Origin of the sequence: Polynucleobacter sp. 73C-SIWE, from assembly GCF_018882465.1 — a bacterium.
Taxonomy (GTDB): Bacteria; Pseudomonadota; Gammaproteobacteria; order Burkholderiales; family Burkholderiaceae; genus Polynucleobacter.
The window spans coordinates 873,369-899,665 of sequence record NZ_JACVOK010000001.1; the positions used below are offsets into that span (position 1 = coordinate 873,369).

A 26,297-nucleotide genomic window follows, 5' to 3' on the forward strand; every position below is an offset into this window, starting at 1 on the left:
GTTCCCTAGGTAATTAGTTCTTACTTAACTCATCACCCATTGCTTTGCCACGTTGACTTGCTGCAGCAATCGCTTTTTCTAGAATCTCGTTCCAACCCTCTTGTTTCATCACTTCAAGCGCAGCTGCTGTAGTACCCCCTTTGGAGGTGACACGTTCACGTAGTACACCAGCGTGTTCATCAGAGTTATGTGCGAGTTGGCTTGCCCCCTCAAGAGTTGCATATGCCAATTTGCGAGCACTTACTGTGTCTAGACCTAATTTCTCACCAGCTGATTGCATGGCTTCCAAAAAGGCAAATACATAGGCGGGGCCGCTACCAGATACGGCAGTAACAGCGTCCATCAGCATTTCTTCAGACACCCAAATACTTTGACCAACAGCATTGCAGATAGTCTGGGCTAGATTGCGATCTGATGCGTTTACAGCAGCATCAGCAAACAAGCCAGTAATCCCTTTGCCGATTAATGCAGGGGTATTGGGCATGGCACGAACACAGCGGGAGTGATCAAGCCAGCGACTCATATCCTTTAAGCGAATACCAGCAGCAATACTTAGGATTAGCGGACCAGGTAGGGAAGCGTGCTTGAGTTTTGTGGATAGGCCCTTGGCCACCACATTAAAGTCCTGAGGCTTGATAGCCATGACTACGACATTATTTTTTGAAAAATCAAAAGCTACTTGGTCCAAAGAGCCGATACTCTGCACACCAAAGTCTTCCTGTAGTTTGAGTGCAGTTGCTGTATTTGCTTCAACTACAGCAATCTGGCTTGAGGTAAATCCGTTAGCTAGTAAACCGCTGATGAGTGCGCGACCCATATTGCCACCACCGATAAAAGTGATTTGCACATTGGCGTTGTTTTGATTATTTAGATTTTTACTCATTTGCTAATCTTATCGCGCTTCCCAAAAATAGCGGTCCCAACCCGAACAATGGTGCTGCCCTCGGCAATGGCGGCCTCAAGATCATCGGACATGCCCATCGATAGCGTATCAAAAAATTGATACCTAAAATCTGTGGATCTAGCCGCCTGAATTTTTTTAAAGCAATCCTGAACCTGGGCAAAGGCTTTGCGTTGTTCTGCCTTGTCTGCGCTTGGGGCTGGAATGGCCATTAAACCCCTAAGAACAATATTAGGCAATTTCACAATAGCATCACAGAGTTCTGCAGCATCAGAAAGCGGTATGCCGCTTTTGCTATCCTCATCACTCACATTCACTTGAACACACAATTGCAATTCTGCTAGGTTGGGAAATTCGCCGCGCTGAGCTGATAGACGTTCTGCAATTTTGAGGCGATCAACACCATGTACCCAATCAAAATGTTCAGCAACCTCTCTCGTTTTATTACTTTGAAGAGGGCCAATAAAGTGCCATACCAACCAAGGACGTAATTTAGCGAGCTGAGTAATTTTTTCAACTGCTTCTTGTACATAATTTTCACCGAAAGCAGATTGCCCAGCATGCATAGCCTCCTCAATAGCAGAGGCGGGGAATGTTTTGCTGACTGCTAAGAGCTCGATTTCTTCAGGCTCGCGTTTCGCTGCTAAGCAAGCAAGTTCAATACGCTGCCGCACCTGCATTAAGTTAACAACAATGGAATTCATCTTACCTTAGAGGCTTTGCTGACGAGTTGATCTACGATCTCAATCCAATGCAGTACTGGTTTGTCATCTTGCTGGAGATGGGTAATACAGCCAATATTCCCAGAAACAATCACTTCTGCACCAGATTCTTCGCAAGCCGTATTCAAATGGCTCAACTTATTCTTGCGCAGCTGCTCTGATAGCTCTGGCTGAGTTACCGAATAGGTGCCTGCAGAACCGCAGCACAGATGGCTGTCAGCACATAGGCGAACACCAATGCCAACGCTAGATAACAAGCCTTCTACTTTGCCGCGGATTTGTTGGCCGTGTTGCAAGGTGCAAGGTGGGTGATAAACCACGCCTGGTTTTTGATCTGTACCAAGTAATTGAACTAATTCGTTTTCTAAATTTGGCAAAATCTCGGAGATATCTTTCGTGAGATCAGAAATCTTTTTCGCTTTGGCTGCATATGCAGAGTCATCAGCAAAGAGATGACCATAATCTTTCACCATGACGCCACAACCAGAGGCAGTCATCACAATCGCTTCCACACCACTCTCAACTAAAGGCCACCAAGCATCAATATTTTGCTTGGCATTCTCTAGACCCCCAACTTGATCATTCAAGTGATAGCGCAATGCGCCACAGCAGGTAGCATTTGGGGCGCTAATGAGCTGAATCTTTAATGCATCTAAAACGCGCGCAGTTGCTGAATTGATATTGGGCAACATGCCGGGTTGAACACAGCCCTCCAGAATCAGCATTTTGCGTTCATGTGAAGCGGAGGGTCTTGCATAAGGATCTGTTGAGCTATCCAAAGCTTTATTTCTGGCTTCCGGGATTTTGCGTTTGATGCCATTTGGCATTAATGGGCGCAATAGACGACCTAAAGTCATTGCTGATTTAAATAATGTCGGTTTTGTTAAACCTTCTTTTAAGGCCCAGCGAGTGAAGCGCTCACCAAGGGGCCGTGCTGGCGTATTTTCTTCTGCCCACTTGCGGCCAATATCTACTAAGTTGCCGTATTGCACGCCGCTTGGGCAAGTGCTTTCACAATTACGACAAGTGAGACAGCGGTCTAAGTGATTACGAGTTTTTTCTGTGGGGGCTGCACCTTCAGCCATTTGCTTAATGAGGTAGATGCGACCACGGGGGCCATCGAGCTCATCCCCCAGTATCTGATAAGTTGGACAAGTGGCAGTACAAAAACCACAGTGAACACATTTACCCAAAATGCGGGCTGCTTCAATACCTTCTGGAGTATTGGCAAATTGGGGGGCAAGTTGAGTGTACATAGAAATACTTATGGAAGACGTTTAGTTGCAAATACGCCAGCAGGATCAAATGCAGATCTCAGACGCTCTTGTACAAGCTCGAGGGCTTTGGAGTGCACTTGTTCGCTCAGCAAAGTAAAGCGTTGGAATTCAGGGTTGACGCTTACGCCTTGTTTGAAGCGAGTGACATGCCCACCATGACTTAAGACTAATTTTTTGATGAAGTTAAATGTAGCTTCATCCCCGGGTGCTTTAATCCAGCGCTGCTGACCATGCCACTCCAGAACAATTTCATTACTTGATCCGGGAATGGTGAGTGGTCCACAGGCAGCAGGTAAAGCTAAGCGATAGAGAGTTTGATCGGCAGCGAGATTTTCAAACGCTGGCAGCTGATGCTCGCGTAAATCATGCCAAAACGCTTCGGCAGATTGAGGATCTACTTCACTTGCATTTACTAAAGAACTCATTAGGGGAATAGCGGCTTTAATTGCAGCAGCAGCCCCCGCTAAACGAATCGTCAATTGACCTTCGCCGCTAGCATTGCCAATCCAACAGCTTGCTGACATTGGTAATGGTTGACCAGCCCACTCATTTAAAGTGCGCAATGCTTTCTCTTGAGTGATATTGCACCGCAGTGTTGCTGTAGCTGCTGGTCTTGGCAATACTTTGACGGATGCTTCAAGAAGTAATGAAAGCGTACCCATGGAGCCTGGTAATAAACGAGAGATATCATAGCCTGCGACGTTTTTCATCACTTGCCCGCCAAAAGACAGATCCTGTCCCTTGCCATCCAGAATGCGCGCACCCAAAACAAAATCTCGGAAATTACCGACGCTAATGCGACCAGGACCAGCCAAGCCAGCTGCAATCGCACCACCAAAGGTTGCTTGCTCACCAAAGTGTGGCGGTTCAAATGCCAGCATCTGATTTTTTGCTTTGAGGGCAGCTTCAATTTCTTTCAGGGGCGTACCCGCACAGGCAGTGATCACCAATTCTTCTGGCTGATATTCCAAGATTCCAGAGTAAGTACGAGTATCAAGTTTTGTATGGCTATTGGGGTTGCCATACCAGGATTTGGTGCCTCCACCTTCAATAGAGAGCTGCGTTTTGTTGCTTGCTGCATTCAGAATCTGCTCACGAAATGCCTCAATCATGGGGTTGGTAGCATTCATTAAAAGCGCTCCAATTCCGGATGCGGTAGTTTGCCTCCACTAATCCGCATGCGGCCATATTCAGCACAGCGACTCAGGGTTGGAATGCCCTTATCAGGATTGAGAAGCTTTTCTGGATCAAAGGCGCTTTTCACACCCCAGAAAGATTCACGCTCGCCCTCACCAAATTGAATGCACATGCTGTTAATCTTTTCGAGGCCAACTCCATGTTCGCCAGTAATCGTACCACCAAGCTCAACGCAGGCTTCGAGAATATCAGTGCCAAATTCTTCAGCACGATGCCACTCTTCCTCATCAGCGCCATTAAACAAAATCAATGGGTGCATATTGCCATCACCTGCATGAAATACATTCAAGCAACCTAAGCCATACTTTTTTTCCATTCCTTGAATGCGTTTCAGTAGAGTCGCAATATGCCTACGTGGGATAGTGCCATCCATACAGTAGTAATCTGCAGCGATTCGTCCAGCTGCCGGGAAAGCATTTTTACGACCACTCCAAAACTTTAAGCGCTCAGTCTCATCTCTAGAAATCCGAATACCACTAGCGCCGGATTGTTCGAGTACTTTAGTCATACGCTCGATTTCTTCAGCAACTTCTTCGGGTGTGCCGTCAGATTCACAAAGCAAAATAGCCGCTGCCTCTAAGTCGTAGCCTGCATTGACAAATTCTTCTACAGCTCGAGTAGTTGCTTGATCCATCATTTCTAAACCAGCAGGAATAATACCGGCAGCAATGATGGCAGCAACAGCATTGCCACCTTTTTCAATGTCGTCAAAACTTGCCATGATGACGCGTGCCAGTTTTGGTTTAGCAACTAACTTCACAGTAACCTCGGTAACGACTGCGAGCATGCCTTCGCTACCCAAAACAATGGCGAGCAAATCTAAACCAGGAGAATCTGGCGCTAAGCTGCCGAACTCCACAATCTCACCGTTCATCAAAATGCCGCGTACGCGGAGAACGTTATGTAGGGTGAGGCCGTATTTAAGGCAGTGCACTCCACCAGAGTTTTCATTCACGTTGCCGCCAATAGAGCAAGCAATCTGAGATGAGGGATCTGGTGCGTAGTAGAGGCCTAAGTGAGCAACAGCTTCTGAAATAGCAAGATTGCGCACACCAGGTTGAACTACCGCAGTGCGAGTAAATGGGTCAATACTGAGAATTTTCTTGAGCTTTGCAAGGGAGAGCACTAACCCCTGAGAGATGGGCATTGCTCCACCGGATAGGCCAGTGCCAGATCCACGCGGAACCACAGGGACCTGCATCTCAAAGCAGGCTTTGAGGATTTTGGCGACTTGCTCCTCTGTTTCTGGCAGAGCGACTGCCAGCGGCATGCGTTTATAAGCAGCCAAACCATCACATTCATAGGGAATTGTGTCTTCAGGCTCCCAAAGTAGAGCGTGTTCCGGAAGAATCGGTCGCAAGGCCGAAACGAGTTTTGACTGAAGTGCGCTGATTGCGGCTAGATCGGGGGGTGGGGTCACCATATTCATAGGAATCATTTTAGCCATTTACCTATAATTAAGCTCATGGGAAATCGACTATCAAAAATAGCCACTAGAACGGGCGATGCTGGAATGACCGGATTAGGCGATGGAAGTCGCGTTGAGAAGGATCATTTGCGGATTTGCGCTATGGGCGACGTGGATGAGCTGAACTCAGAAATCGGTGTTTTGATGACTGAGGAGATCCCAGAAAGCATTGCTCCTGAACTAAAAGCGCTTTTCATGCAGGTTCAGCATGATTTATTCGATCTGGGCGGCGAGCTTTGTATTCCGAATTACAAGTTACTAAATCCTGACCACGTAGCTCAGTTGGATGTTTGGCTAGAAAAGTACAACAAAGAGCTTCCTCCATTGACGGAATTCATTCTTCCTGGTGGTACTCGTGCTGCTGCGCAAGCGCACGTATGTCGCACCGTCTGCAGAAGAGCTGAGCGTTCGATTGTGCGTTTGGGTTGGGCAGAGCCTTTGTATGATGCTCCTCGCCAATATGTCAATCGTTTGTCTGATTTATTATTTGTACTTTCGCGCATACTCAATCGTGCGGCTGGTGGTACCGATGTACTTTGGAAGCACGAAAAAAAAGAGACTAAATAAATCAGCCTCCTTTAGTATTGCCTTCATTACTGCGCGCGTTATTTTTTCTTGCTACGGCGTTTCTTTACTGCGCTAGCTAAACGCTCCAACACTTTTACTGAATCATCCCAATTAATACAGGCATCGGTAATACTCTTACCGTACTCCAGCTTACGTGGATCATCTTTACCGGGTGTAAATTTCTGTGCACCGTCGTTCAGGTGACTTTCTACCATCACACCAAAAATCTCATGTGAACCAGATTCAATTTGCTTGGCAATATCATCTGCCACGATGATTTGACGCTCATGTTTCTTGCTTGAGTTGGCATGCGATAAGTCAACCATCAAACTGGCTGGAAGCTTTGCAGCTGCTAGCTCAGCGCAGGCAGCTTGTACGTGTGGCGCTTCATAGTTAGGCTCTTTTCCACCACGCAGAATGACGTGACAGTCTTTATTGCCTTTAGTTTCTACAACAGATACTTGACCATTCTTGTGAACAGATAAGAAGTGATGTGGACGGCCCGCCGCTTGAATCGCATCAGTAGCAATTTTGATGTTGCCATCAGTGCCGTTTTTAAATCCGATAGGTGCAGATAAACCAGAGGCAAGCTCACGATGCACTTGGCTTTCAGTAGTGCGCGCACCAATAGCGCCCCATGAGATGAGGTCAGCAATATATTGTGGAGAGATCACATCCAAGAATTCGCTACCTGCCGGCATACCCAGTCGATTGATTTCCATGAGGACTTGACGTGCAAGACGCAGACCTTCTTCAATGCGATAACTTTCATCCAAGTAAGGGTCGTTGATCAGGCCCTTCCAGCCAACCGTAGTGCGTGGCTTTTCAAAATAGACGCGCATCACAATTTCTAATTCACCGGCAAAGCGCTCACGCTCGGTTAAAAGGCGTTGACAATATTCGAGTGCCGCACGTGGATCGTGAATCGAGCAAGGCCCAATAATCACGAGTAAACGATCGTCCTTACCATGAATGATGTCGCGAATTTTCTTGCGAGTTTTGCTGATCAATGCTTCGGTAGGAGTTCCTGAAATTGGAAAGAAGCGAATTAGATGTTCTGGCGGAGGCAGAACAGAAATCTTGTCAATGCGTTGATCGTCAGTATCTGACGTTTTATCAACGACAGAGTACCAATTGGAGGGATTCGTATTTTGTTGGCTCATACGGCTATTTTAAGCCGTAATTTAGAATTTTCAGGCGGTTCCACCGACAGTTAGGCTGTCGATGCGTAAAGTGGGCTGTCCAACGCCGACCGGAACGCTTTGCCCTTCTTTGCCGCAAACCCCGATGCCACCGTCTAATTTGAGATCATTACCAATCATGGAGACCTGTTTTAAGGACTCTGGGCCGCTGCCAATAATCGTGGCACCTTTGACGGGATATTGAATTTTGCCGTTTTCAACCCAATACGCTTCAGATGCTGAGAACACAAATTTGCCGCTAGTAATGTCAACTTGGCCACCGCCAAAATTGACCGCGTATAGACCACGTTTGATGCTCGCCACGATTTCCTGGGGATCGTCCTTGCCAGCTAGCATGTAAGTATTTGTCATGCGTGGCATTGGGAGTGATGCAAAACTTTCGCGGCGGCCATTACCTGTCAGTGGCATTTTCATCAGTCGCGCATTCAAGCTATCCTGAATATAACCCTTCAAAATTCCATCTTCAATTAAGGTGGTGCATTGAGTAGGCGTGCCTTCATCATCAATGTTCAATGATCCTCTGCGGCCAGAGAGGGTGCCATCATCAACCACAGTGACACCTTTAGCTGCTACTCGTTGCCCAATACGACCAGCAAATGCTGAGGAACCCTTGCGGTTGAAGTCACCTTCAAGACCGTGACCTACTGCTTCGTGTAGCAGAACGCCCGGCCAACCTGGGCCCATAACAACCGTCATTGGGCCCGCAGGTGCAGGACGAGATTCCAGATTGACGAGCGCGCCATCAACCGCTTCATCTACGTATTGATTGATCAGAGCAGCGTCAAAATAATGATAGTCATGGCGCGCGCCACCACCTGAAGACCCAGACTCACGACGACCATTTTGCTCGGCAATCACATGAACTGAAACGCGCACTAGTGGTCTTACGTCTGCAGCAAGCAAGCCGTCTGCACGTACCACCAGAACAACATCAAATTCACCAGCAAGACTTGCCATCACCTGAATAATCCGAGGATCACGTGCTTTTGCGCGACGTTCAATACTTTCTAGGAGGGCAATTTTTTCTTTAGGCTGTAATGAGTCCAAAGGATTCATATCGGAGTAAAGCTTATTAGATATAGGATTGAATAGCTTGCTAGCAACGGCCTGCTTACCGCCTTGTGGGCCAATCACGCGGGTAGCTTTAGCAGCTTTAGTCAGCGCTTCTAGATTAATTTCGTCAGAGTAAGCAAAGGCAGTCTTATCACCATAAATAGCTCGTACTCCCACACCTTGGTCAATATTGAAGCTACCAGATTTGACAATTCCTTCCTCAAGACTCCAACTTTCACTGCGAGTATGTTGGAAGTACAAATCAGCATCATCAAGGCGATGGGTGAACATACTGCCAAATGTCTTATGGAGATCTTGCTCTGAGAGTCCAGTTGGCTCAAGCAGAATGGACTTAGCTAATTTAAGAAGATCTGCCTGCTTTTTGGCTTTGGTCCAATTCGCGGGAAATAGTGCTTCAGGTGCATTCATGTGATTCAGCAAATCTTTCTTTAAAGCTTACGGTGTGCAAGTGCAGGTAACTTAGAGCGTACCTCGTTTAATTTTTCTTTGCTTAAAACCCCAGAAATAAACCCCTCTCCTTCGGTAAGGGTGCTTAGGATGCTACCCCAAGGGTCGATCAGCATGGTATTGCCCCAAGTGCGCCTTTGGTTTTGGTGTATTCCGCCTTGCGCAGATGCTAAGACGTAGCATTGGTTTTCAATAGCACGAGCCCGCAAGAGGATTTCCCAATGGTCTTTGCCAGTTGTATATGTAAAGGCAGCAGGAATGATGTGGCAATCTACTTGCCCAAGCGTGCGGTACAGCTCTGGAAAGCGCAAGTCATAACAAATGCTCAGTCCAAGAGTCCACTCAGTGTCGTTGGCTGTAATTTTGACGATACCAGGTATCTCACCAGCCTCTATCGTTTCAGACTCTTGGTAGCGTTCAGTATTGGTCTGAAAACCAAATAAATGAATCTTGTCATAGCGCGCTACTCTCTGCCCATCTGGGCCAAAGACGAGGGTTGTATTTAATACTTTGTTTGGATCTTTTGCTTCGAGGGGAATGGTCCCGGCAATTAAATAAATACTATTGGCCTTAGCCAGCTCTGCAAGTTCTGCTTGAATTGGCCCACTACCAAAAGTTTCTCGGATGTCGACCTTATCAGTGTCTTTCAGTCCCATGATGCAAAAGTATTCCGGAAGAACGACAACCTGAGCTTCATCCTGAGCTGCTGCTTGGATCAGCCTGCTAGCCGTCTCTAGATTTGCTTGAAGTGATGCGCTTGACACCATCTGAATCGCGGCAATTTTGAGTTCTACAGAGTTGGATTCGCTCATAAAGCCTGGGTTTGCGGTTTTGGGGTTGGTGCGTTGCTTGGGTTAGGTTTACTTTGTTCTTTAAGTAAGTCTTTGCTACGTATCGTATTTAAAGTTTTATTATCAATCGGCTGACCTTTTTGATCTAGCGGAATCACTTCCGGCTTATCCCAAGAGCCTTGAATTAAATAGTCAGATTGTAGATTTCGATTAATTTGATTGGTAATGAGGTATTGCCCAACGAGTGCGCCCAATCCCACAATAGGGTTGATCGCAAAAGCAGCTAAGGAGCCAGCAGTAGCGTCAATGGTTGGGAAGATAGTTACGCGCAGATCCTGTGTTTGTTTGGGGATATTGATTTGTCCTACCATCGCTACTCTAGCCTGATCTAGGCTCATGGTGAATTGCTTGGTTTGGGCCAGTCCATTACTAAGGTCGAAGCTTGCATTGATATTGTTGAAGGGTGTTCCCTTGCTAACAATATTACCTAGGCTACCTTGCAGATCTAAGGTCGCAAATCTGAATAGACTTTGAAGGCTCAGTACATCCAGGATTTGAGCGCCGCTAGTATCGACTTCTAATAAACGTCCTTTTTCTAGATTGAGGTTTACCTTACCAGCAAGAGTTTCGTATTTGGGGCTAAAGGGTGAACCATCCCATTCTGCATTGGCAGTCAGCTTGCCTTGGCCACCCTCAACCGATTTTTGTGAACTCCAATTGGTAATAATGCGCCCAGCATCTTTCACATCCAAATCTATATTCATACTGCTATGCTCAGTTTGGTTTGGTGTGGCACCAATCCATTGCCCAGTGGTGACTGAATTGCCTTGGGGATTATTAAATTGAATTGATTCTATTGTTAATAGATTGTTGCTAGTCTTTGTTTTGAGTTTAGTTTGTCCAAGATGGGCCTTTGACCAATTCAAGTCATCGATGGATACATCCAGACTTGGAATTGAATTGGGCGAAAGCTTGCTCTTCACAACAACATTATTCTTTTGTGCGACCTTAGCTGTTTCTGTTACTGGGGTGAACTCACTTGGAACCTTGAGTCGACTTAAATTTCCGCTCACTAGGCCGCTGGGATTGGCATTATTGGGTTCCTGATACTGTATTTGACCTGCAATGAGAGGTGAGTTAAGTCGCAACTGCCAAGCATTCATTTTATTGCTTGCCGATAAATTGAAGTCTTGCCAGATGCGGTCAAACAAAATGAGCTTCTTCACCTGCGCAGTTAAATTAACGTTAGTGGTTTCAGAGCTAGTTGTTTGGGGGGTATTACTTTGTTGTTTTTGTTTCCCAAAGAAATCTAACCAAGCATCCATATCGAGCTCATTGCTAGCTAGATTCATTTGGAATCCAGCCTGGGATAAATTGGCCGGTGTACCTATGCCAAGGGCATAGCGCATTTCATCATTGCTATTCAAGTCTCCTTGAACTGTGTATAGGTCTCCAAACTTTCCAGTCCAGCTAAAGCGATTTGAGCCAGATTCATTACTGGTGGCAGTTTTAAAGATCACTTGACCGGTCATGGGTGTACCCATCTGCTTCTTGGCTGGCATTGGAGCGGCACTTGCCCAATTACGCAAATCAAATTTGAGATTGGTTTCGCTACCAGTTTTATTAAAGCTGAGAGTGCCTTCGTATCTAGCAGATCCACTCATTGCCTCCAGAATTGGAGAGGCCTCATTTTTAAGTGTTTTTACAAGATAGTCTTTAATAAAGTTTGCAGTAATAGCGCCCGTAATATTAAAGTTTTGTTTGCCTGGTGCTGAGGGTGAGCTACTAATGTTTAAAGACCCGCCTAAGAAGGTTGCTGTGACATTTTCAAATTCAGGATTCACCTCGGTAATCCGAATTTTTCCTTTGAGATTCTCCAGTGGCGGTAAATTTGCCCACTGTGCTTTGTTACCAGCTAGATCCAGCTTGATATCAACGCCAGTGTCATCGTTAGTCGAGAGAGGGATCTTTAGCCCTAGGTCAAGGTTAATTGGCCCACTTACCCGTAGATTCTTTTCTAGCTTATTTTGCTTTTTAGCAAATGGAGAGGCGAATAAATACTCTAGCATCTGTGGAGCATCGCCCTGAGCATTACCATTTACGGATAGCATTAATTGCTTTGCACTGACATTCGGAATTTCTGCATGGAATTGATTGAGCTGTACATCTTTGAAGTTAGCCTTAGAAATATCCACCTTCAAGCTTGAGTTTTGCATTGCAAGTACACCATTTACTTTGCTAAATGCAGACCAAACTCCTAAGTTGCTTGGCAATAATGGGACTGGGTAGAACGTAGCCCCTACGATTGGGAGATTGAGGGTGAATTCACCATCGCCACTATTTGGGAAAGGGACGCCATTGGGATCGCCTTTAATATGTAGGCTACCTTTTTGTATGGTGCCTGCAGTAAATGCTTTGCTCAAGTACTGTCTGGCCTCTTTGCCCATGCCAAGAGGTAGGTAGCGGTATGCGGTAGCTAGATCGGCTCTTGCAAAGTCCATATCCAGAGTCATGAAATCCGGCTTCTTAGCAGCGCCAATCACGTAATTGATATTCAGTGTTGTATCTATTTCCGGGTTACTGAGGGCCAGCTGTTTTGCATTAACAGCCCAATTCCCTTTTTTCTTTGACCAGGTAACCTGTCCACTGGCACGATCTAATTGAATTTTGGGATCAACTAATAAATCATTGATCTCAATCTCGAGGTCGCTGGAATTAATAGAAAAACTTCCTTGATTTTGATCGGCACTAATAAACCCAGATAGGTTTGAAACCGATGGCATGGATTTGTCGATGCCAATAAAGCCCAGATTAACAAGCTTGGCGCTAATAGAAAAATCCAGTTTGTTTGATTTAAACCATCCTCCAGGAATATTTAATGCCGATAGGGAGGATTTACTCTCAGACCAGCGGATATCGAGATTTTGTAATTCACCATCCGCACGAGAAGCCTTAATCCATTGATGAACTTTTTTAGATAGCGGTAAGTTCAATGCGAATAGGGCTACATCTTCAACCAAAATTTTAGGGGAAGAGAATCTAAATTCTTTAATTTCACCATCGGAACCTGGAGGGCTCCAGGCAAAAGTCATCGGGCTTAAGTTTTCTAATGGTGCAGTCTTGGAACTATCGATATCTCGCCAGGCAAATGTTTTGGTAGTAACAGAAATTAAGCCCCCATCATTTTCTTGGGTGAGATTGGTTTCTAATCTACCCAGAGCAATACCATCTTCATTTTTGGCGAGCTGAATCACAAGGTTATCTGCTGCTATAAAGGTTGCTCCACCATCGGGTTGGCCGTTATCAATTTTTAATTTTCCCTTAGAGCTCAGTTTTCCCTCTAAAGCATGGAGTGGAAGAGTAAATTCTTTTGCAATTTGACTGAGATTGAGATCGGCCACATCCCAGGAGATATTACCAATCCAGTTACGCCAATTGCCAGCCTCGCCACCAAGGTGGTGAACGAAGTTTGCCTCAACTTGTATGGGGCCATTAGCCCACGGAGTTGTTGCTTGCAGTGAGGCTTTATGACTGCGTATGCCATTACTGAGTGCTAGATTTTGAATTTGAACCGAAGTACTTAATTTTTTATTGAGCTGATCAGCCCAAAATATTTCAACATTGGTAACTTCAATCTCGTTTTGCGCGAGAAGCCAATTTTCGAATCCGTAATCATTTGAATTCCCGTGAGTTGGAATGCCGGCAATATTGATCAAGCCTTTTTTATCGCGCTCAGCATAAATTTGAGCGCCTTCAAAGTAGAGCTCATGGAAATAAGGTGATAGGTGGTAGAGCGAATTCCAGCTGAGCTCACCACGAATTTTTGCAATCTGTAATAAAGGCTTCGATTTGTCAGGGCCATTAAAGCGTAGACCATCGACTTCAAACTCGGGCCGGATGCCGGTCCAAGAAACCCTTAAATCATCCATCGCAACATCAACACCAAAGCGAGCGCTAATGAGTCTTTCTACAGAGGCTTTGGATTTTTCAATTTGAGGCCAAACTATGAAACGAATACCCAGGTGGCCAATTACAAATAAGGCCAAAACAAAGCCACAAAGATAGAGGGCGCGTTTGCGCCAAGGCCCGTCAAAACTTTTAGGGCGTTTTGCCAGCAAGTTCTTGAGGCGAGGCGGGATGATGTTTTGCAGCATGACCCCTATTATCCGTCAGCCTGGAGTCGGTCGCCAAGCTTCTAGCGTCAGAATTAGGGTACGGATTAAGATGGGGGAATGGATGAATTTTCTCGACAAATTGCTTTTCTAGAGCAGCATTCCACCTATGCGCGGCGCTGGCTCAATGCTCACCCCGAATGGATTGACTGGCTGAGGTCTTGCGGACAGACAAAGGTCGATTTGCAGGGCATCCAAGATTTGCTAAAAACTTCTGGAATCTCTCGGCAGGGGTTGGGGTTAGAAGAGCCGCAGTTTATGGCCAATCTGCGGCTTGCTCGGCAGCGCTTAATGATTTGGATCGCATTTCGGGATCTCAATGGGATGGCAAGTTTGGATGAGGTTACTCATGGCCTAAGTCATTTTGCTGAGTTGGCGGTTGCAAACTCTATTGCTTATATACGCGAGGATTTAAAAAATCGATTTGGGCTTCCATGGAGCAAGCCCAATGATGCCGAGATGCCTCTGATGGTTGTTGGCATGGGTAAATTAGGGGGCCTCGAGCTGAACCTCTCGTCTGATATCGATTTGATTTTCTTATATGAGCATGAGGGTGAAACTCTAGGCGGACCCAAGAGCCTCTCAAACCACGAATGGTTCTCTCGTATGGGTAAGCATCTAATGAGGCTTTTATCTGAGCATGATGAAAATGGTTTTGTCTTTCGGGTAGATATGCGCTTGCGCCCTAATGGTGACTCAGGGCCATTGGTATGCAGCTTAGAGATGCTAGAAGAGTATCTTTTAGTTCAGGGGCGAGAGTGGGAGCGTTATGCCTGGATTAAGGGCCGCTTGATTGCACCGTTGCCTGGTTCATCTGAGCATCTGTATTGTGCGAAGGAGTTGGATCAACTCATTCGCCCATTTGTATATCGACGCCATTTGGATTACGGCGTGATCGCATCCATCCGGGATCTGCATGCACAGATTCAGCATGAGGCTGATAAGCGATCGTCCGGACATCAGGGCCGCTCCCGCGATATTAAGTTGGGTCGCGGCGGCATTCGAGAGATTGAGTTTCTAGCGCAAATGTTTCAGTTGATGCGAGGAGGAACCGACCCTCGCTTTAGGATCCGCGCTACTTTAGAGGTTCTCAGTCTGATTGGCCGGCGAGGAATTTTGCCCTCAGAAGAAATCGATGCCTTGCAATCGGCTTATATTTTTTTGAGGCGCCTCGAGCATCGCATTCAAGTTTGGGATGATCAACAAACCCACTATCTACCAGATGATGAGTCAGCTCGTTCACGCTTAGCATCATCAATGGCAGAAGGTGGCCTGGAAGGTCAGAGTCAAGCTTTCATGGCGGATTTAGATCGTCATCAAAATAATGTTGCTCGTCTGTTTGAAAAAGCGTTCTTATTAGATGACAGTTCTCGATTAGAGCTAGCTCCTATAGATTTAAGTTGGGAGCCAGATGCGCAATATTTTCCACAAACGCTTGCGCGCTGGAGTAACTGGGTTGACAGCCCTAAGCAAAGACAGCTGCCTGAGAAAAGTCGACTGATCTTTGATAATTTGATGCGTAAGACTGCAGAAAGCTTGCAGCATGATGGCGGTGATCAGGCCCTATTGCGATTTTTTGATTTACTAGAGGCTATTGCAAGACGCAGTGCCTACTTATCTATCTTGGCTGAATACCCGAGGGCGCTATTCAATGTGCTTGATTTACTCAAAGCATCTCAATGGGGCGCTCAATACCTGACAAGACACCCACATTTATTAGATCACTTACTCAACTCAAGAACTGAGATGGCTTTGATCGAGCAGCCTGAAGAGTATTGGCGAGAAGTAAAAGCCAATCTGAACATGCGTCTTGATGACGTCATGGCTGAAGGTGATGGTTCGGAGCAGGCGATGGATATTTTGCGCGTGACTCACCATACCGAGACATTTATCACGCTCTTAGCTGACCTTGGTATCGGTGTTGATGAGCCTCTATCGGTTGAAAAGGTGAGTGATCATTTATCCGCATTAGCCGATCTGATGTTGCAGACTACATTTGAACGGGTATGGCCTGGTGTAGCTCAGAAGTTTGGTTTATCACAAGATTTCTTTGCGCCATTTGCAGTGATTTCGTATGGTAAGTTGGGCGGTAAAGAGCTTGGCTATGCTTCTGATCTTGACTTGGTATTTTTGTACCAATCGGATGAGGCTGATTATGCTGCGCAAGAAATCTATGCACTGTTAGCTAAACGCATGATTAATTGGTTAACTGCGTTTACATCGACCGGCAGTTTATTTGAAATCGATACTCGGCTTCGCCCGAATGGCTCTGCTGGGTTTTTGGTAACCAATGCTGAGGCATTTAAAAAGTATCAAATGCGTGAAGGTGATAATGCTGCTTGGGTTTGGGAGCATCAAGCTTTAACAAGGGCACGCTGCTCGGCGGGTAATATAGTCGTAGGCTTGAACTTTGAGCTAGTGCGCTCAGAGGTATTAAGCCAACAACGAAATATTGATCAGCTGCGGATTGAAATTCTGGTGATGCGTCGTAAGGTTCATGCAGGTCATCCCAATGCAAGTGGTGAGTTCGACCTCAAGCACGACTCTGGCGGCATGGTAGATATTGAATTTATCGTGCAGTTCTTAGTTCTGGCTTACTCACATCAACACTCACAACTGATTGGTAATCTTGGCAATATTGCCTTACTCCGCATTGCAGGAGAGGTAGGTTTGATTGATAAAAAAATTGCTGACTCAGTGGGCAATGCTTATCGCCTATTAAGATCACGTCAACATCGCCTGCGTCTGGATGGGGCAGAAAAAACCCGTATTAAGCTAGATAACGAGTCTGAATTAAGTGATGCTAGGTCTGCTGTGACCTCACTCTGGCTAGAAATCTTCCAGGCACCTTCTGATGCTGAGAGAGGTTCTTAAAGTCTAGTTATGTTCTAGTAACTCGCGAGCATGGCGACGAGTGGTATCAGTGATTGTTGCGCCACCCAACATGCGAGCGACCTCTTCGACACGTTCTACCCTACCTAAAGGTTGTACTTGCGAGATTGTTTTATCGCCTGATTGTGACTTGCTAACTTTGAGATGGTAATTACCTTGTGCTGCAACTTGAGGTAAATGGGTGACGCACAAGATTTGATGAGATTGTCCTAATTGGTGTAACAGCTTGCCAACAGTTTCTGCAACAGCACCACCAATCCCCGCATCAACTTCATCAAATATGAGGGTGGGTGTAAATGATGCTTTGCTAGTAATGACGCTTATTGCCAGACTGATACGTGCCAGCTCGCCGCCGGAGGCAACTTTAGCCAAAGAGCGTGGCGTACTGCCAGCATGACCTGCAACTAAAAATTCAACTTGCTCTAAGCCGTGTGACCCACCTTCATTTAGTGGAGTTAAGGCAATCTCCAGGCGTCCCCCTGCCATGGATAAATCCTGCATTGCATCCGTAACCAATTTGCCTAGGTCGCTTGCGGCCCCTGCGCGTTTTTGCGAGAGTTGTTTTGCAAGTTTGAGATAAGCGGCTTCTTCCTGCTTTACTTTTTCACGCAAGGCTTCAATATTCTGAGATGCAGTCAGGGCATCTAGGCGTTCAGCGGTCTCTTGTAGTAGCGCTGGTAATCCATCTGCCTCAGTACGGTATTTTCTAGCAGCGCCATGAAGAACTTGCATGCGCTCTTCAACTTGTGCAAGTCGTGCGGGGTCTAGATCTACTTTTTGTAAGTATCGATTGAGGCTATGAATGGCTTCATCCAATTGAATTTGGGCAGATTCCAGAGCCTCGCTAATATTACTGAGAGCTGGATCATGTTCGGCTAATGTGCCAATAGTGCCGCATACCTTAGAGAGACTGGATTCAATCGAGTTATCAGCGTCACTTAAAGCTTCAATCGCTTCTTGGCAGCCACCAATAATTTTTGCGCCATTGGCAAGTCGTGCATGTTCACTTTGAATGCTGAGCCACTCACCCTCTTGTGGCGATAGTTCAGTGAGCTCTTCTAGTTGCCACTCTAAGCGCTCACGTTCACGCTCAATATCTTGCCCTGCATTTTCTGCTTGTTCTAGGCGACGACGAGATTCATTCAGTGTTCTGAATGAATGGGCTACCTCAGTGGCTAGGGGTAATAAGCCAGCATGACGATCGAGTAATTCTCGTTGAGCACCACCCTTTAGCAATAGTTGGTGCGCATGTTGCCCATGAATGTCTACGAGTTGGTCGCCTGCTTCGCGCAGTTGTGCCAAGGTGGCGACACTGCCATTAATAAAAGCACGGCTTCTACCGTTACTTTCTACAGTTCTTTTAAGTAAAAGACTTTGACCGTTATCTTCAGTGGGAAAGCCTTGTTCATCTAGCCATTGACCAAATGATTGAAGTAGTTTTGGATCAATTCGAAAGAGGGCGGAGATTTCTGCGCGATTGCTGCCTTCCCGTATTTGGCTGCTGTCAGCGCGCTCTCCTAAAACTAGGCTAAGCGCATCCAGCAGAATCGATTTGCCAGCACCAGTTTCGCCCGTGAGGACAGTGAATCCAGCAGAGAAGTCTAGCTCTAGTTGATCAACAATGACGAAGTCACGAAGTGAGATAGTTTGAAGCATGTATTAGCGTAGCAAAGAACTCGACATTAGAAAGTCGACGGGTATTCATTCCAATGCAATTTCTCACGCAAAGTTTTGTAGTCGCTGTGATTGCTGGGGTGTAAAAGGTCAATTGTTTTGTCGGATTGACGGACTTCGATCGTATCGCCACTCTGTAAATTGGTTTGCGATTGCATATCAAAATTGACAATCACCTCAAGGCCATTAATGACCTCAATCACTGTAACGCTATCTTGTGGCAACACAATCGGCCGATTAGAAAGTGAGTGGGGTGCAATTGGTACCAACAAAATACCTGCAACATGCGGGTGCAAAATGGGGCCACCAGCAGATAGAGCGTAAGCAGTTGAGCCGGTTGGAGTCGAGACAATCAAACCATCGGATCTTTGGTTATACATAAAAGATCCATTGACGCGTACTGCTAACTCCACCATCCCAGAAATCCCAGAGCGGTTTACGACAACATCGTTAAGTGCCAAGGCACGATTGATGACCTTACCATCACGAAGTACAACAGCATCTAACAATGTTCTGGTATCAGCCTCGTATTCACCGGCGATGATTTTCGAGAGAGTATCTTTTACAGACTGAATTGGAATATCCGTCATGTAGCCTAGGCGACCCATATTGATTCCGACGAGCGGAACGTTGCTGCCCGCTAATTGACGAGCGATACCCAGCATGGTTCCGTCACCGCCCAAAACTACTACTAGGTCAATTGCCCCTGCAAAGTCTTGGGCTGTTTTGGTGGGATAGCTATTTAAGCCAAGGTGGGCGGCAGTATCAGCCTCAATAAAAACCTCACAACCTAGGCCTGAAACCAGTTTGGCTAGGTCATTTAAGCGCTCTTCAACCCCATCTGCCTGCAATTTGCCGACGAGAGCTACCCGGCTAAATGCCTTCTTGGAAGAATTTGGGGATGGGCTTAACATATAACGATTAAACCATAGGCATAAAATCCCTTCCACCATGGATGAACGTTCCCGCGCCTTACTCAAAACCCTCATCGAGCGTTATATCGAGGAGGGGCAGCCTGTTGGCTCGCGCACCCTATCCAGGTTCTCTGGTTTAGACCTCTCTGCCGCTACTATTCGCAACGTGATGGCGGATTTGGAGGATATGGGCCTAGTGACTAGCCCTCATACCTCTGCAGGCCGAATTCCGACCCCGAGAGGCTATCGCCTATTTGTAGACACTATGGTGACGGTTCGACCCTTAGAAGAAGTTGCTACCCGCGAGCTTGAAAAAGGACTTTTGCCAGATTCCCCGCAACGGGTTTTAAATTCTGCCGCTCAGATTTTGTCTAACTTAAGTCATTTTGCTGGAGTGGTGATGACTCCCAAGCGAGCCCAAGTTTTTAAACATATTGAGTTTTTGCGATTAGGTGAAGGCAAGATCTTATTAATCATGGTCACTCCAGAGGGTGATGTGCAAAACCGGATTTTGCCAACAAGCCAGGATTACACGCCAAGCCAGTTAATTGAGGCTGGCAACTACATCAATACACAATTTGCTGGCAAAAGTTTTGAGCAAGTACGTTTGCATCTTAAGTCTGATCTAGATAACTTAAGAGCAGATATTTCTGGTTTGATGGCTTTGGCGCTTCAAAGTGGTGTTGCCGATTACGATATGGGCCGCGGTGATATGGTGCTCTCAGGTGAACGTCGCTTACTAAATGTCGGTGACTTAAGCTCTAATCTTGATAAGCTGCGTAAGATGTTTGATATGTTGGAGCAAAAATCTGTACTGATGCAATTGCTCGATGTCTCAAGCCATGCTGATGGTATTCAAATCTTTATTGGCGGTGAAAGTGATTTATTGCCCTATGAGGATTTAGCAGTAATTAGCGCGCCTTACAGCGTAGATGGTCAGATTGTTGGTACTCTCGGGGTGATTGGGCCAACTCGTATGGCTTATGACAGAGTGATTCCAATTGTGGACATCACTTCCAAGTTGCTATCAGGCGCCCTAAGCTCCCAAAATTGATTACCAGTATTTAACATTTATTAAAGACAAACTATTTTGAATCAAAATCCACATCTACGACCCACCAAGACTGCAGTCCTTCTGCTGAACTTAGGTACGCCATCTGCGCCAACGCCAAAAGCAGTGAGAGCATATTTAAAAGAGTTTCTCTCTGATCCGCGCGTCGTAGAAATTCCACGCATTATTTGGTGGTTTATTTTGAACGGCATCATTTTGCCAATTCGCAGCAGTCAGTCAGCAAAAAAATACGCATCGATTTGGTTGCCACAACTCGGATCACCGCTGATGCACTATTCTCGTTTGCAGGCGAAAGAGCTGGGCGAGAAGTTTGCCAATGAAGGCCATACTGTTTTGGTTGATCTAGCGATGCGCTATGGCAAGCCATCCACTCAAGAAGCTTTGGAGAGCTTGAAGGAGCAAGGCATGGAGCGTTTGCTGCTACTGCCTTTGTATCCCCAATATTCAGCTACTACTACCGCCTCTAGTTTTGATGAAGTCTTTCGGGTTCTGAGGACCTGGAGAAGTCAGCCTGAGCTGCGTTCAGTGAAGTACTACCATGACAATCCAGCCTATATTTTCGCACTTCGCGATCAGGTGCTCAGCGCCTGGGACAAAGACGGTTATCCAGATTTCGCAAAAGGTGATCGCTTTGTAATGTCTTTCCATGGATTGCCTAAGCGCAATTTGATGAAGGGTGATCCCTATCACTGCGAGTGTTTGAAAACGGGTCGCCTGCTTGGCGAGTCTTTGGGTCTCGAGCCAGGTCAGTACATCGTCACCTTTCAATCACGCTTTGGCAAAGCTGAATGGTTAAAGCCGTATACCGCACCAACCATTGAGAAGTTAGCAAAAGAAGGTTGCCAGCGCCTTGATATTTTTTGCCCAGGATTTCCGGCAGACTGTCTAGAGACGCTCGAAGAGATTGCGATGGAAGCCAAAGAAATATTCTTAGACCATGGTGGCAATGATTATCGCTATATCCCTTGTTTGAACAGCAATCCGAAATGGATTGAAGCCCTAGGTGACATAGCCTATCAGCACTTGCTGGGGTGGAATCTGGGCACCGAGTCCAAAGAGGAATTGGCTCAACGTGCTACGAGAGCTGATTTAGCTGAAAAATCTAATACTTGAAATTGAATAGATTGCCCCAATATTGAAAAGTACTAGTCTTACGTAGAGCAAAATCTAGAAAAGCGAATTAGCATCCATGACACAAGAAAATCAAAACCCAGAACAAGAAAATCCAGCAGCAGAAGGTTCGGCTGAAGCGGCCCCGGAAGTTGCCGCTGTTAAAACTCCTGAAGAGGAGATTGCAGAGCTCAATCAAAAGCTTGGCGAATTACAAGATCATTTTTTACGGGCCAAAGCAGAAGGTGAAAATATTCGCCGTCGCGCCGTTGAAGATATTGCTAAGGCGCATAAGTTTGCGATTGAAAGTTTTGCAGAACATTTAGTGCCGGTGACCGATAGTTTGTATGCAGCTTTAAGTACGGATGCTGGCGATGCCAAGGCCTTTAAAGAAGGGCTGGAAATCACTCTCAAGCAGCTTTTGTCTGCCTTCGAAAAAGGTCGTATGACCGAAATTAATCCTGCGGTAGGCGATAAGTTTGATCCGCACCACCATCAGGCGATTGCTTCGGTCCCATCTGAGCAGGAGGCCAATACCGTAGTTTCTGTACTCCAGCGGGGCTATACCGTGGCAGATCGGGTACTTAGACCTGCTTTGGTCACAGTCAGCGCCCCGAAATAAACTAAAAATAGGGGTTAAATCCCTAAAAAAGCATCAAAAAGGCAGATTTCTGCCTTTTTTGCTATTCCAGCCCTTGAATTCCCCTTTTTAGACCCCACTTATTGGGTATTGGAATATTTGCGGCAGTCCTTCGGGTTGCCAAAAAACACATTAGAAGCACAACACAGTAATTTCATTTTTTGGAGTAATTATGGGAAAGATTATCGGAATCGACTTAGGAACCACTAACTCGTGCGTTTCGGTTGTTGAAAACAATGCACCTAAAGTTGTCGAGAACGCAGAAGGCGCTCGCACAACTCCATCCATCATCGCTTACGTTGAGGATGGCGAAGTATTAGTTGGCGCGCCAGCTAAGCGTCAGTCAGTTACCAACCCTAAAAATACAATCTACGCAGTCAAGCGTCTGATGGGCCGTAAATTTACGGATCCTGAAGTGCAAAAAGATATTGGCCTCATGCCTTATTCAATTATTGCTGCTGATAACGGTGATGCATGGGTTGAAGCACGTGATAAGAAAATGGCACCACAGCAAGTTTCCGCTGAAATCTTGCGCAAGATGAAAAAGACTGCCGAAGACTATCTCGGCGAAGAAGTGACAGAGGCAGTCATTACGGTTCCTGCTTATTTTAATGACAGTCAACGTCAAGCCACTAAAGATGCTGGCCGTATTGCTGGCTTAGATGTGAAGCGCATTATTAACGAGCCAACAGCAGCTGCTTTGGCTTTCGGTCTGGACAAGCAAGACAAGGTAGATCGTAAGATCGCCGTGTATGACTTGGGTGGCGGTACATTCGACGTATCCATTATTGAGATTGCTAACGTGGATGGTGAGAAGCAGTTTGAAGTGCTCTCTACCAACGGTGATACCTTCTTGGGTGGTGAAGACTTTGACCAACGCATCATCGACTGGATCATCGCTGAGTTCAAGAAAGAACAAGGCGTTGACTTGAGTAAAGACGTTTTGGCATTACAACGTTTGAAAGACGCTGCTGAAAAAGCCAAGATCGAATTGTCATCCGCACAGCAAACTGAAATCAACCTGCCTTACGTGACGGCTGATGCTAGTGGTCCGAAGCATTTGAACTTAAAGTTGACCCGTGCCAAGTTAGAGTCTTTGGTAGAGGAGTTAATTAAGCGTACAGCTGGCCCTTGCTTAACTGCAATCAAAGATGCTGGCGTAAACGTAGCCGATATCGATGATGTGATTTTGGTCGGTGGTCAAACTCGTATGCCTGCGGTTCAAGACAAAGTAAAAGAAATCTTTGGCAAAGAGCCACGCAAAGACGTCAATCCAGATGAGGCAGTAGCTGTTGGTGCTGCAATTCAGGGTTCTGTATTGTCTGGCGATCGCAAAGACGTATTGCTCTTAGACGTTACCCCATTGTCATTGGGTATCGAAACTCTTGGTGGCGTCATGACCAAGATGATTCCAAAGAACACTACGATTCCTACCAAGCATTCACAGGTTTACTCCACTGCGGAAGACAACCAGCCCGCTGTAACTATCAAGTGCTTCCAAGGCGAGCGTGAGATGGCTGCTGCAAACAAGTTGCTCGGTGAATTTAATCTCGAAGGAATTGCACCTGCACAACGTGGTATGCCGCAGATTGAAGTGACCTTTGATATCGATGCCAACGGTATTTTGCATGTAACCGCAAAAGACAAAACCACCGGCAAAGAGAACAAGATCACCATCAAGGCAAACTCTGGCTTAACTGAAGAAGAAATTCAGCGCATGGTGAAAGATGCTGAAGCTAATGCTGCTGAAGATAAGAAAGCATTGGAGTTGGTAACAGCGCGCAATACTGCTGATGCTTTGGCGCACTCTACTAAGAAGGCTTTGGAAGAGCATGGTGCTAGCTTAGAGGCTGCTGAAAAAGAAGCCATTGAGGCAGCTCTTAAAGAGTTGGATGAGGCTATCAAAGGCAGCGATAAGGCCGTCATTGAAGCGAAGACTGAAGCTTTGGGTAAAGCCAGTCAGAAGCTGGGCGAGAAGGTGATGGCTGCAGAACAAGCTAAAGCTGGTGCAGCGGCTGGCACAGCTCCTGGTGGCGCGCAACAAGCTGCTCCAGATGCTGATGTAGTTGATGCTGACTTTAAAGAGGTTGATGACAAGAAATAATTCTTTAACCAGACATTTATTTAACGTAGTTTTGAAGTGCTTAAACAACAAGTCGGCCTCGTGCCGACTTGTGTCATTCAGGTTGTTGAGAGGAATTGGCCGTGCCGAAAAGTAAACGCGATTTTTATGAAGTACTTGGTGTAGCAAAAGGTGCCAGCGAGGAAGACCTGAAAAAGGCTTATCGCAAAATGGCCATGAAGCATCACCCCGATCGCAATCCTGATAGCAAAACGGCGGAAGCTCAATTTAAAGAAGCTAAAGAAGCTTACGAAACACTCTCCGATCCAAATAAGCGTGCAGCTTATGATCAGTATGGTCATGCTGGTGTTGATCCCTCAATGGGCGGCGGCTTTGGCGGTGGTGGCTTCGGCGGCGGCGGATTTGCCGATGCTTTTGGCGATATCTTTGGCGATATTTTTGGTCAAGGTGGTGGACGTCAATCAGGTCCACAGGTCTATAAGGGCGCGGATCTGCGTTACAACATGGATATCAGCCTTGAGCAAGCTGCTGAGGGCTACACCACACAGATTCGTGTACCAAGTTGGAGTAACTGTAAGCCTTGTCACGGTACTGGTGCTGAGCCTGGTACAAAAGCAGAAAAATGTTCTACCTGTGATGGCCATGGCCAAGTGCGTGTGCAACAAGGCTTCTTCTCGATGCAGCAGACCTGCCCTAAGTGCCGTGGCACTGGCGAGTACATTCCGAAGCCTTGCAAAACCTGTCATGGTTCCGGAAAGCACAAAGAACAAAAAACTTTGGAAATCAAAATTCCAGCAGGTATTGATGATGGTATGCGAGTTCGCTCAGTTGGTAATGGCGAGCCTGGTATTAATGGCGGACCTTCAGGCGACCTCTACGTAGAAGTTCGCGTTAAGCCGCACCCAGTATTTGAGCGTGATGGTAGTGATTTGCATGTGCAAATGCCGATCTCATTTGCAACTGCAACCATTGGCGGTGAAATCGAAGTTCCAACCTTATCGGGTCGTGTTGAGTTTCCGATTCCGGAAGGCACTCAAACTGGTAAAACCTTCCGTTTACGTAACAAAGGTATTAAAGGATTGCGCTCGACTTTAGTGGGAGATCTTTTCGTCCATGTTTTAGTGGAGACTCCAGTGAAATTGACTGATGAACAGAAGAAATTACTGCAGCAGTTTGATGAAAGCCTCAAATCCGGCGGCGATAAACACAGTCCACAGCAAAAGGGCTGGTTTGATGGAGTAAAGAGCTTCTTTAGTTAAGAGTTGGCGAGAAATCAGCCAGCAAAACCGTGTTCAAGTCCGGGGAATTTTCCGGATTTGACTTCGCGAACATAAGCTTTAATAGCTGCTTCAATCGACTGGTGACCATCCATAAAGTTTTTAACAAACTTGGGTGGCTTACCTGGGCTAATGCCCAACATATCCTGCAGAACCAATACCTGACCAGAGCAATCCGGCCCTGCACCAATTCCGATGGTTGGAATATGGAGCCCTTCAGTAATTCTTTCTCCAAGTGAAGAGGGAATCGCCTCAAGCACTAACATTTGCGCACCAGCTGCTTGGCAAGTAAGTGCTTGCTCGAGCATATGACTTGCAGCATCCTTGGATTTGCCTTGGACCTTATAGCCGCCTAAAAGATGTACTGACTGTGGAAGCAAGCCAAGGTGCGCACAAACAGGGACACTCCGCTCAACGAGATATTGAATGATGTCTGCTTGCCAGTCTCCGCCTTCAAGCTTGACCATATCGGCACCAGCGCGCATGAGTTCTGCTGCAGAATCTAATGCTTGTATTGGATCGCCATAACTTGCAAAGGGCAGATCAGATATCAAAAATGCACGGGTATTGGCACGTGCCACACACTCGGTGTGATAGACCATTTGCTCAACAGTCACTGGCGTCGTACTAGAGTGACCCTGAATCACATTGCCTAATGAATCACCAACCAGAATGACCTCGACTCCACAGCGATTGAGTAGCGCTGACATGGTCGAGTCATATGCGGTCAGCATAGTAATTTTCTCTCGCTCAGCATGCATAGCGAGAAGTTTAGTAATCGAAATTGGCTTATCGCCTTGTAAGTAACCCATGGCGA

The 26,297-nt window shown here is 46.3% G+C and carries 19 protein-coding genes; 7 read left to right on the forward strand and 12 right to left on the reverse strand.

The window, feature by feature from the left end:
- Positions 1 to 13: 13 nt before the first annotated feature.
- Genes proC through ICN17_RS04580 form a run of 5 tightly spaced genes read right to left on the reverse strand, consistent with a single transcriptional unit; the run spans position 14 to position 5,535 of the window.
- Positions 14 to 883 (reverse strand): pyrroline-5-carboxylate reductase, encoded by an 870-nt coding sequence (proC, locus tag ICN17_RS04560; protein WP_216236320.1) that lies wholly within the window; start codon positions 881 to 883, stop codon positions 14 to 16.
- Positions 880 to 1,605, reverse strand: a complete 726-nt coding sequence (locus ICN17_RS04565) for a YggS family pyridoxal phosphate-dependent enzyme (protein ID WP_216236321.1) — start codon at positions 1,603 to 1,605, stop codon at positions 880 to 882. Before ICN17_RS04565 ends, proC begins: the two co-directional genes overlap by 4 nt.
- Positions 1,602 to 2,879, reverse strand: coding sequence for a glycolate oxidase subunit GlcF (glcF, locus tag ICN17_RS04570; protein ID WP_216236322.1), 1,278 nt, complete (start codon positions 2,877 to 2,879; stop codon positions 1,602 to 1,604). Before glcF ends, ICN17_RS04565 begins: the two co-directional genes overlap by 4 nt.
- An 8-nt stretch (positions 2,880 to 2,887) precedes the next feature.
- Positions 2,888 to 4,030: a glycolate oxidase subunit GlcE gene (gene glcE, locus ICN17_RS04575; protein ID WP_216236323.1), complete on the reverse strand. Its 1,143-nt coding sequence runs from the start codon at positions 4,028 to 4,030 to the stop codon at positions 2,888 to 2,890.
- Positions 4,030 to 5,535, reverse strand: a complete 1,506-nt coding sequence (locus ICN17_RS04580) for an FAD-linked oxidase C-terminal domain-containing protein (RefSeq protein ID WP_370625946.1) — start codon at positions 5,533 to 5,535, stop codon at positions 4,030 to 4,032. The genes glcE and ICN17_RS04580 overlap by 1 nt, the downstream gene beginning before the upstream one ends.
- Before the next feature lie 27 nt (positions 5,536 to 5,562).
- Between ICN17_RS04580 and ICN17_RS04585 the strand changes: the two genes are divergently transcribed.
- Complete coding sequence (locus tag ICN17_RS04585) at positions 5,563 to 6,132, forward strand: cob(I)yrinic acid a,c-diamide adenosyltransferase (protein ID WP_216236324.1); 570 nt, start codon at positions 5,563 to 5,565, stop codon at positions 6,130 to 6,132.
- A 38-nt stretch (positions 6,133 to 6,170) separates the two neighbouring features.
- Here the strand turns inward: ICN17_RS04585 and ICN17_RS04590 are convergent, their stop codons facing one another.
- Genes ICN17_RS04590 through ICN17_RS04605 form a run of 4 tightly spaced genes read right to left on the reverse strand, consistent with a single transcriptional unit; the run spans position 6,171 to position 13,800 of the window.
- Entirely contained in the window at positions 6,171 to 7,295 is a 1,125-nt protein-coding gene (locus ICN17_RS04590) for a 3-deoxy-7-phosphoheptulonate synthase (protein WP_216236325.1), read from the reverse strand.
- A gap of 30 nt (positions 7,296 to 7,325) precedes the next feature.
- On the reverse strand, positions 7,326 to 8,816 hold the full coding sequence (gene tldD / locus ICN17_RS04595; protein WP_255538289.1) for a metalloprotease TldD: 1,491 nt from the start codon (positions 8,814 to 8,816) through the stop codon (positions 7,326 to 7,328).
- 20 nt (positions 8,817 to 8,836) lie between these two features.
- Complete coding sequence (locus ICN17_RS04600) at positions 8,837 to 9,667, reverse strand: carbon-nitrogen hydrolase family protein (protein WP_216236326.1); 831 nt, start codon at positions 9,665 to 9,667, stop codon at positions 8,837 to 8,839.
- Entirely contained in the window at positions 9,664 to 13,800 is a 4,137-nt protein-coding gene (locus ICN17_RS04605; RefSeq protein WP_216236327.1) for a YhdP family protein, read from the reverse strand. Before ICN17_RS04605 ends, ICN17_RS04600 begins: the two co-directional genes overlap by 4 nt.
- Positions 13,801 to 13,878: 78 nt before the next feature.
- Between ICN17_RS04605 and glnE the strand changes: the two genes are divergently transcribed.
- Positions 13,879 to 16,692 (forward strand): bifunctional [glutamate--ammonia ligase]-adenylyl-L-tyrosine phosphorylase/[glutamate--ammonia-ligase] adenylyltransferase, encoded by a 2,814-nt coding sequence (gene glnE, locus ICN17_RS04610; RefSeq protein ID WP_216236328.1) that lies wholly within the window; start codon positions 13,879 to 13,881, stop codon positions 16,690 to 16,692.
- A gap of 3 nt (positions 16,693 to 16,695) precedes the next feature.
- Here the strand turns inward: glnE and recN are convergent, their stop codons facing one another.
- A complete protein-coding gene (gene recN / locus ICN17_RS04615; RefSeq protein ID WP_216236329.1) occupies positions 16,696 to 18,366 on the reverse strand; it encodes a DNA repair protein RecN in 1,671 nt (556 codons plus the stop codon).
- A 26-nt stretch (positions 18,367 to 18,392) separates the two neighbouring features.
- Positions 18,393 to 19,298, reverse strand: a complete 906-nt coding sequence (locus tag ICN17_RS04620; RefSeq protein WP_087910287.1) for an NAD kinase — start codon at positions 19,296 to 19,298, stop codon at positions 18,393 to 18,395.
- A gap of 37 nt (positions 19,299 to 19,335) precedes the next feature.
- On the opposite strand from ICN17_RS04620, the gene hrcA reads away from it, so the two are divergent.
- The 5 genes from hrcA (at position 19,336) to dnaJ (ending at position 25,462) form a co-directional block, all read left to right on the forward strand.
- On the forward strand, positions 19,336 to 20,352 hold the full coding sequence (gene hrcA / locus ICN17_RS04625; protein ID WP_216236330.1) for a heat-inducible transcriptional repressor HrcA: 1,017 nt from the start codon (positions 19,336 to 19,338) through the stop codon (positions 20,350 to 20,352).
- Between the two features lie 36 nt (positions 20,353 to 20,388).
- Positions 20,389 to 21,483: a ferrochelatase gene (gene hemH, locus ICN17_RS04630; RefSeq protein WP_216236331.1), complete on the forward strand. Its 1,095-nt coding sequence runs from the start codon at positions 20,389 to 20,391 to the stop codon at positions 21,481 to 21,483.
- A gap of 76 nt (positions 21,484 to 21,559) precedes the next feature.
- A complete protein-coding gene (gene grpE, locus ICN17_RS04635) occupies positions 21,560 to 22,102 on the forward strand; it encodes a nucleotide exchange factor GrpE (protein ID WP_216236332.1) in 543 nt (180 codons plus the stop codon).
- Between the two features lie 190 nt (positions 22,103 to 22,292).
- Positions 22,293 to 24,224, forward strand: coding sequence for a molecular chaperone DnaK (gene dnaK, locus ICN17_RS04640; protein ID WP_216236333.1), 1,932 nt, complete (start codon positions 22,293 to 22,295; stop codon positions 24,222 to 24,224).
- 101 nt (positions 24,225 to 24,325) lie between these two features.
- Positions 24,326 to 25,462, forward strand: coding sequence for a molecular chaperone DnaJ (gene dnaJ, locus ICN17_RS04645; protein ID WP_216236334.1), 1,137 nt, complete (start codon positions 24,326 to 24,328; stop codon positions 25,460 to 25,462).
- A gap of 14 nt (positions 25,463 to 25,476) precedes the next feature.
- Here dnaJ and panB read toward each other — a convergent pair whose 3' ends face one another.
- Positions 25,477 to 26,292: a 3-methyl-2-oxobutanoate hydroxymethyltransferase gene (gene panB, locus ICN17_RS04650; RefSeq protein WP_216236335.1), complete on the reverse strand. Its 816-nt coding sequence runs from the start codon at positions 26,290 to 26,292 to the stop codon at positions 25,477 to 25,479.
- Positions 26,293 to 26,297: the final 5 nt, after the last annotated feature.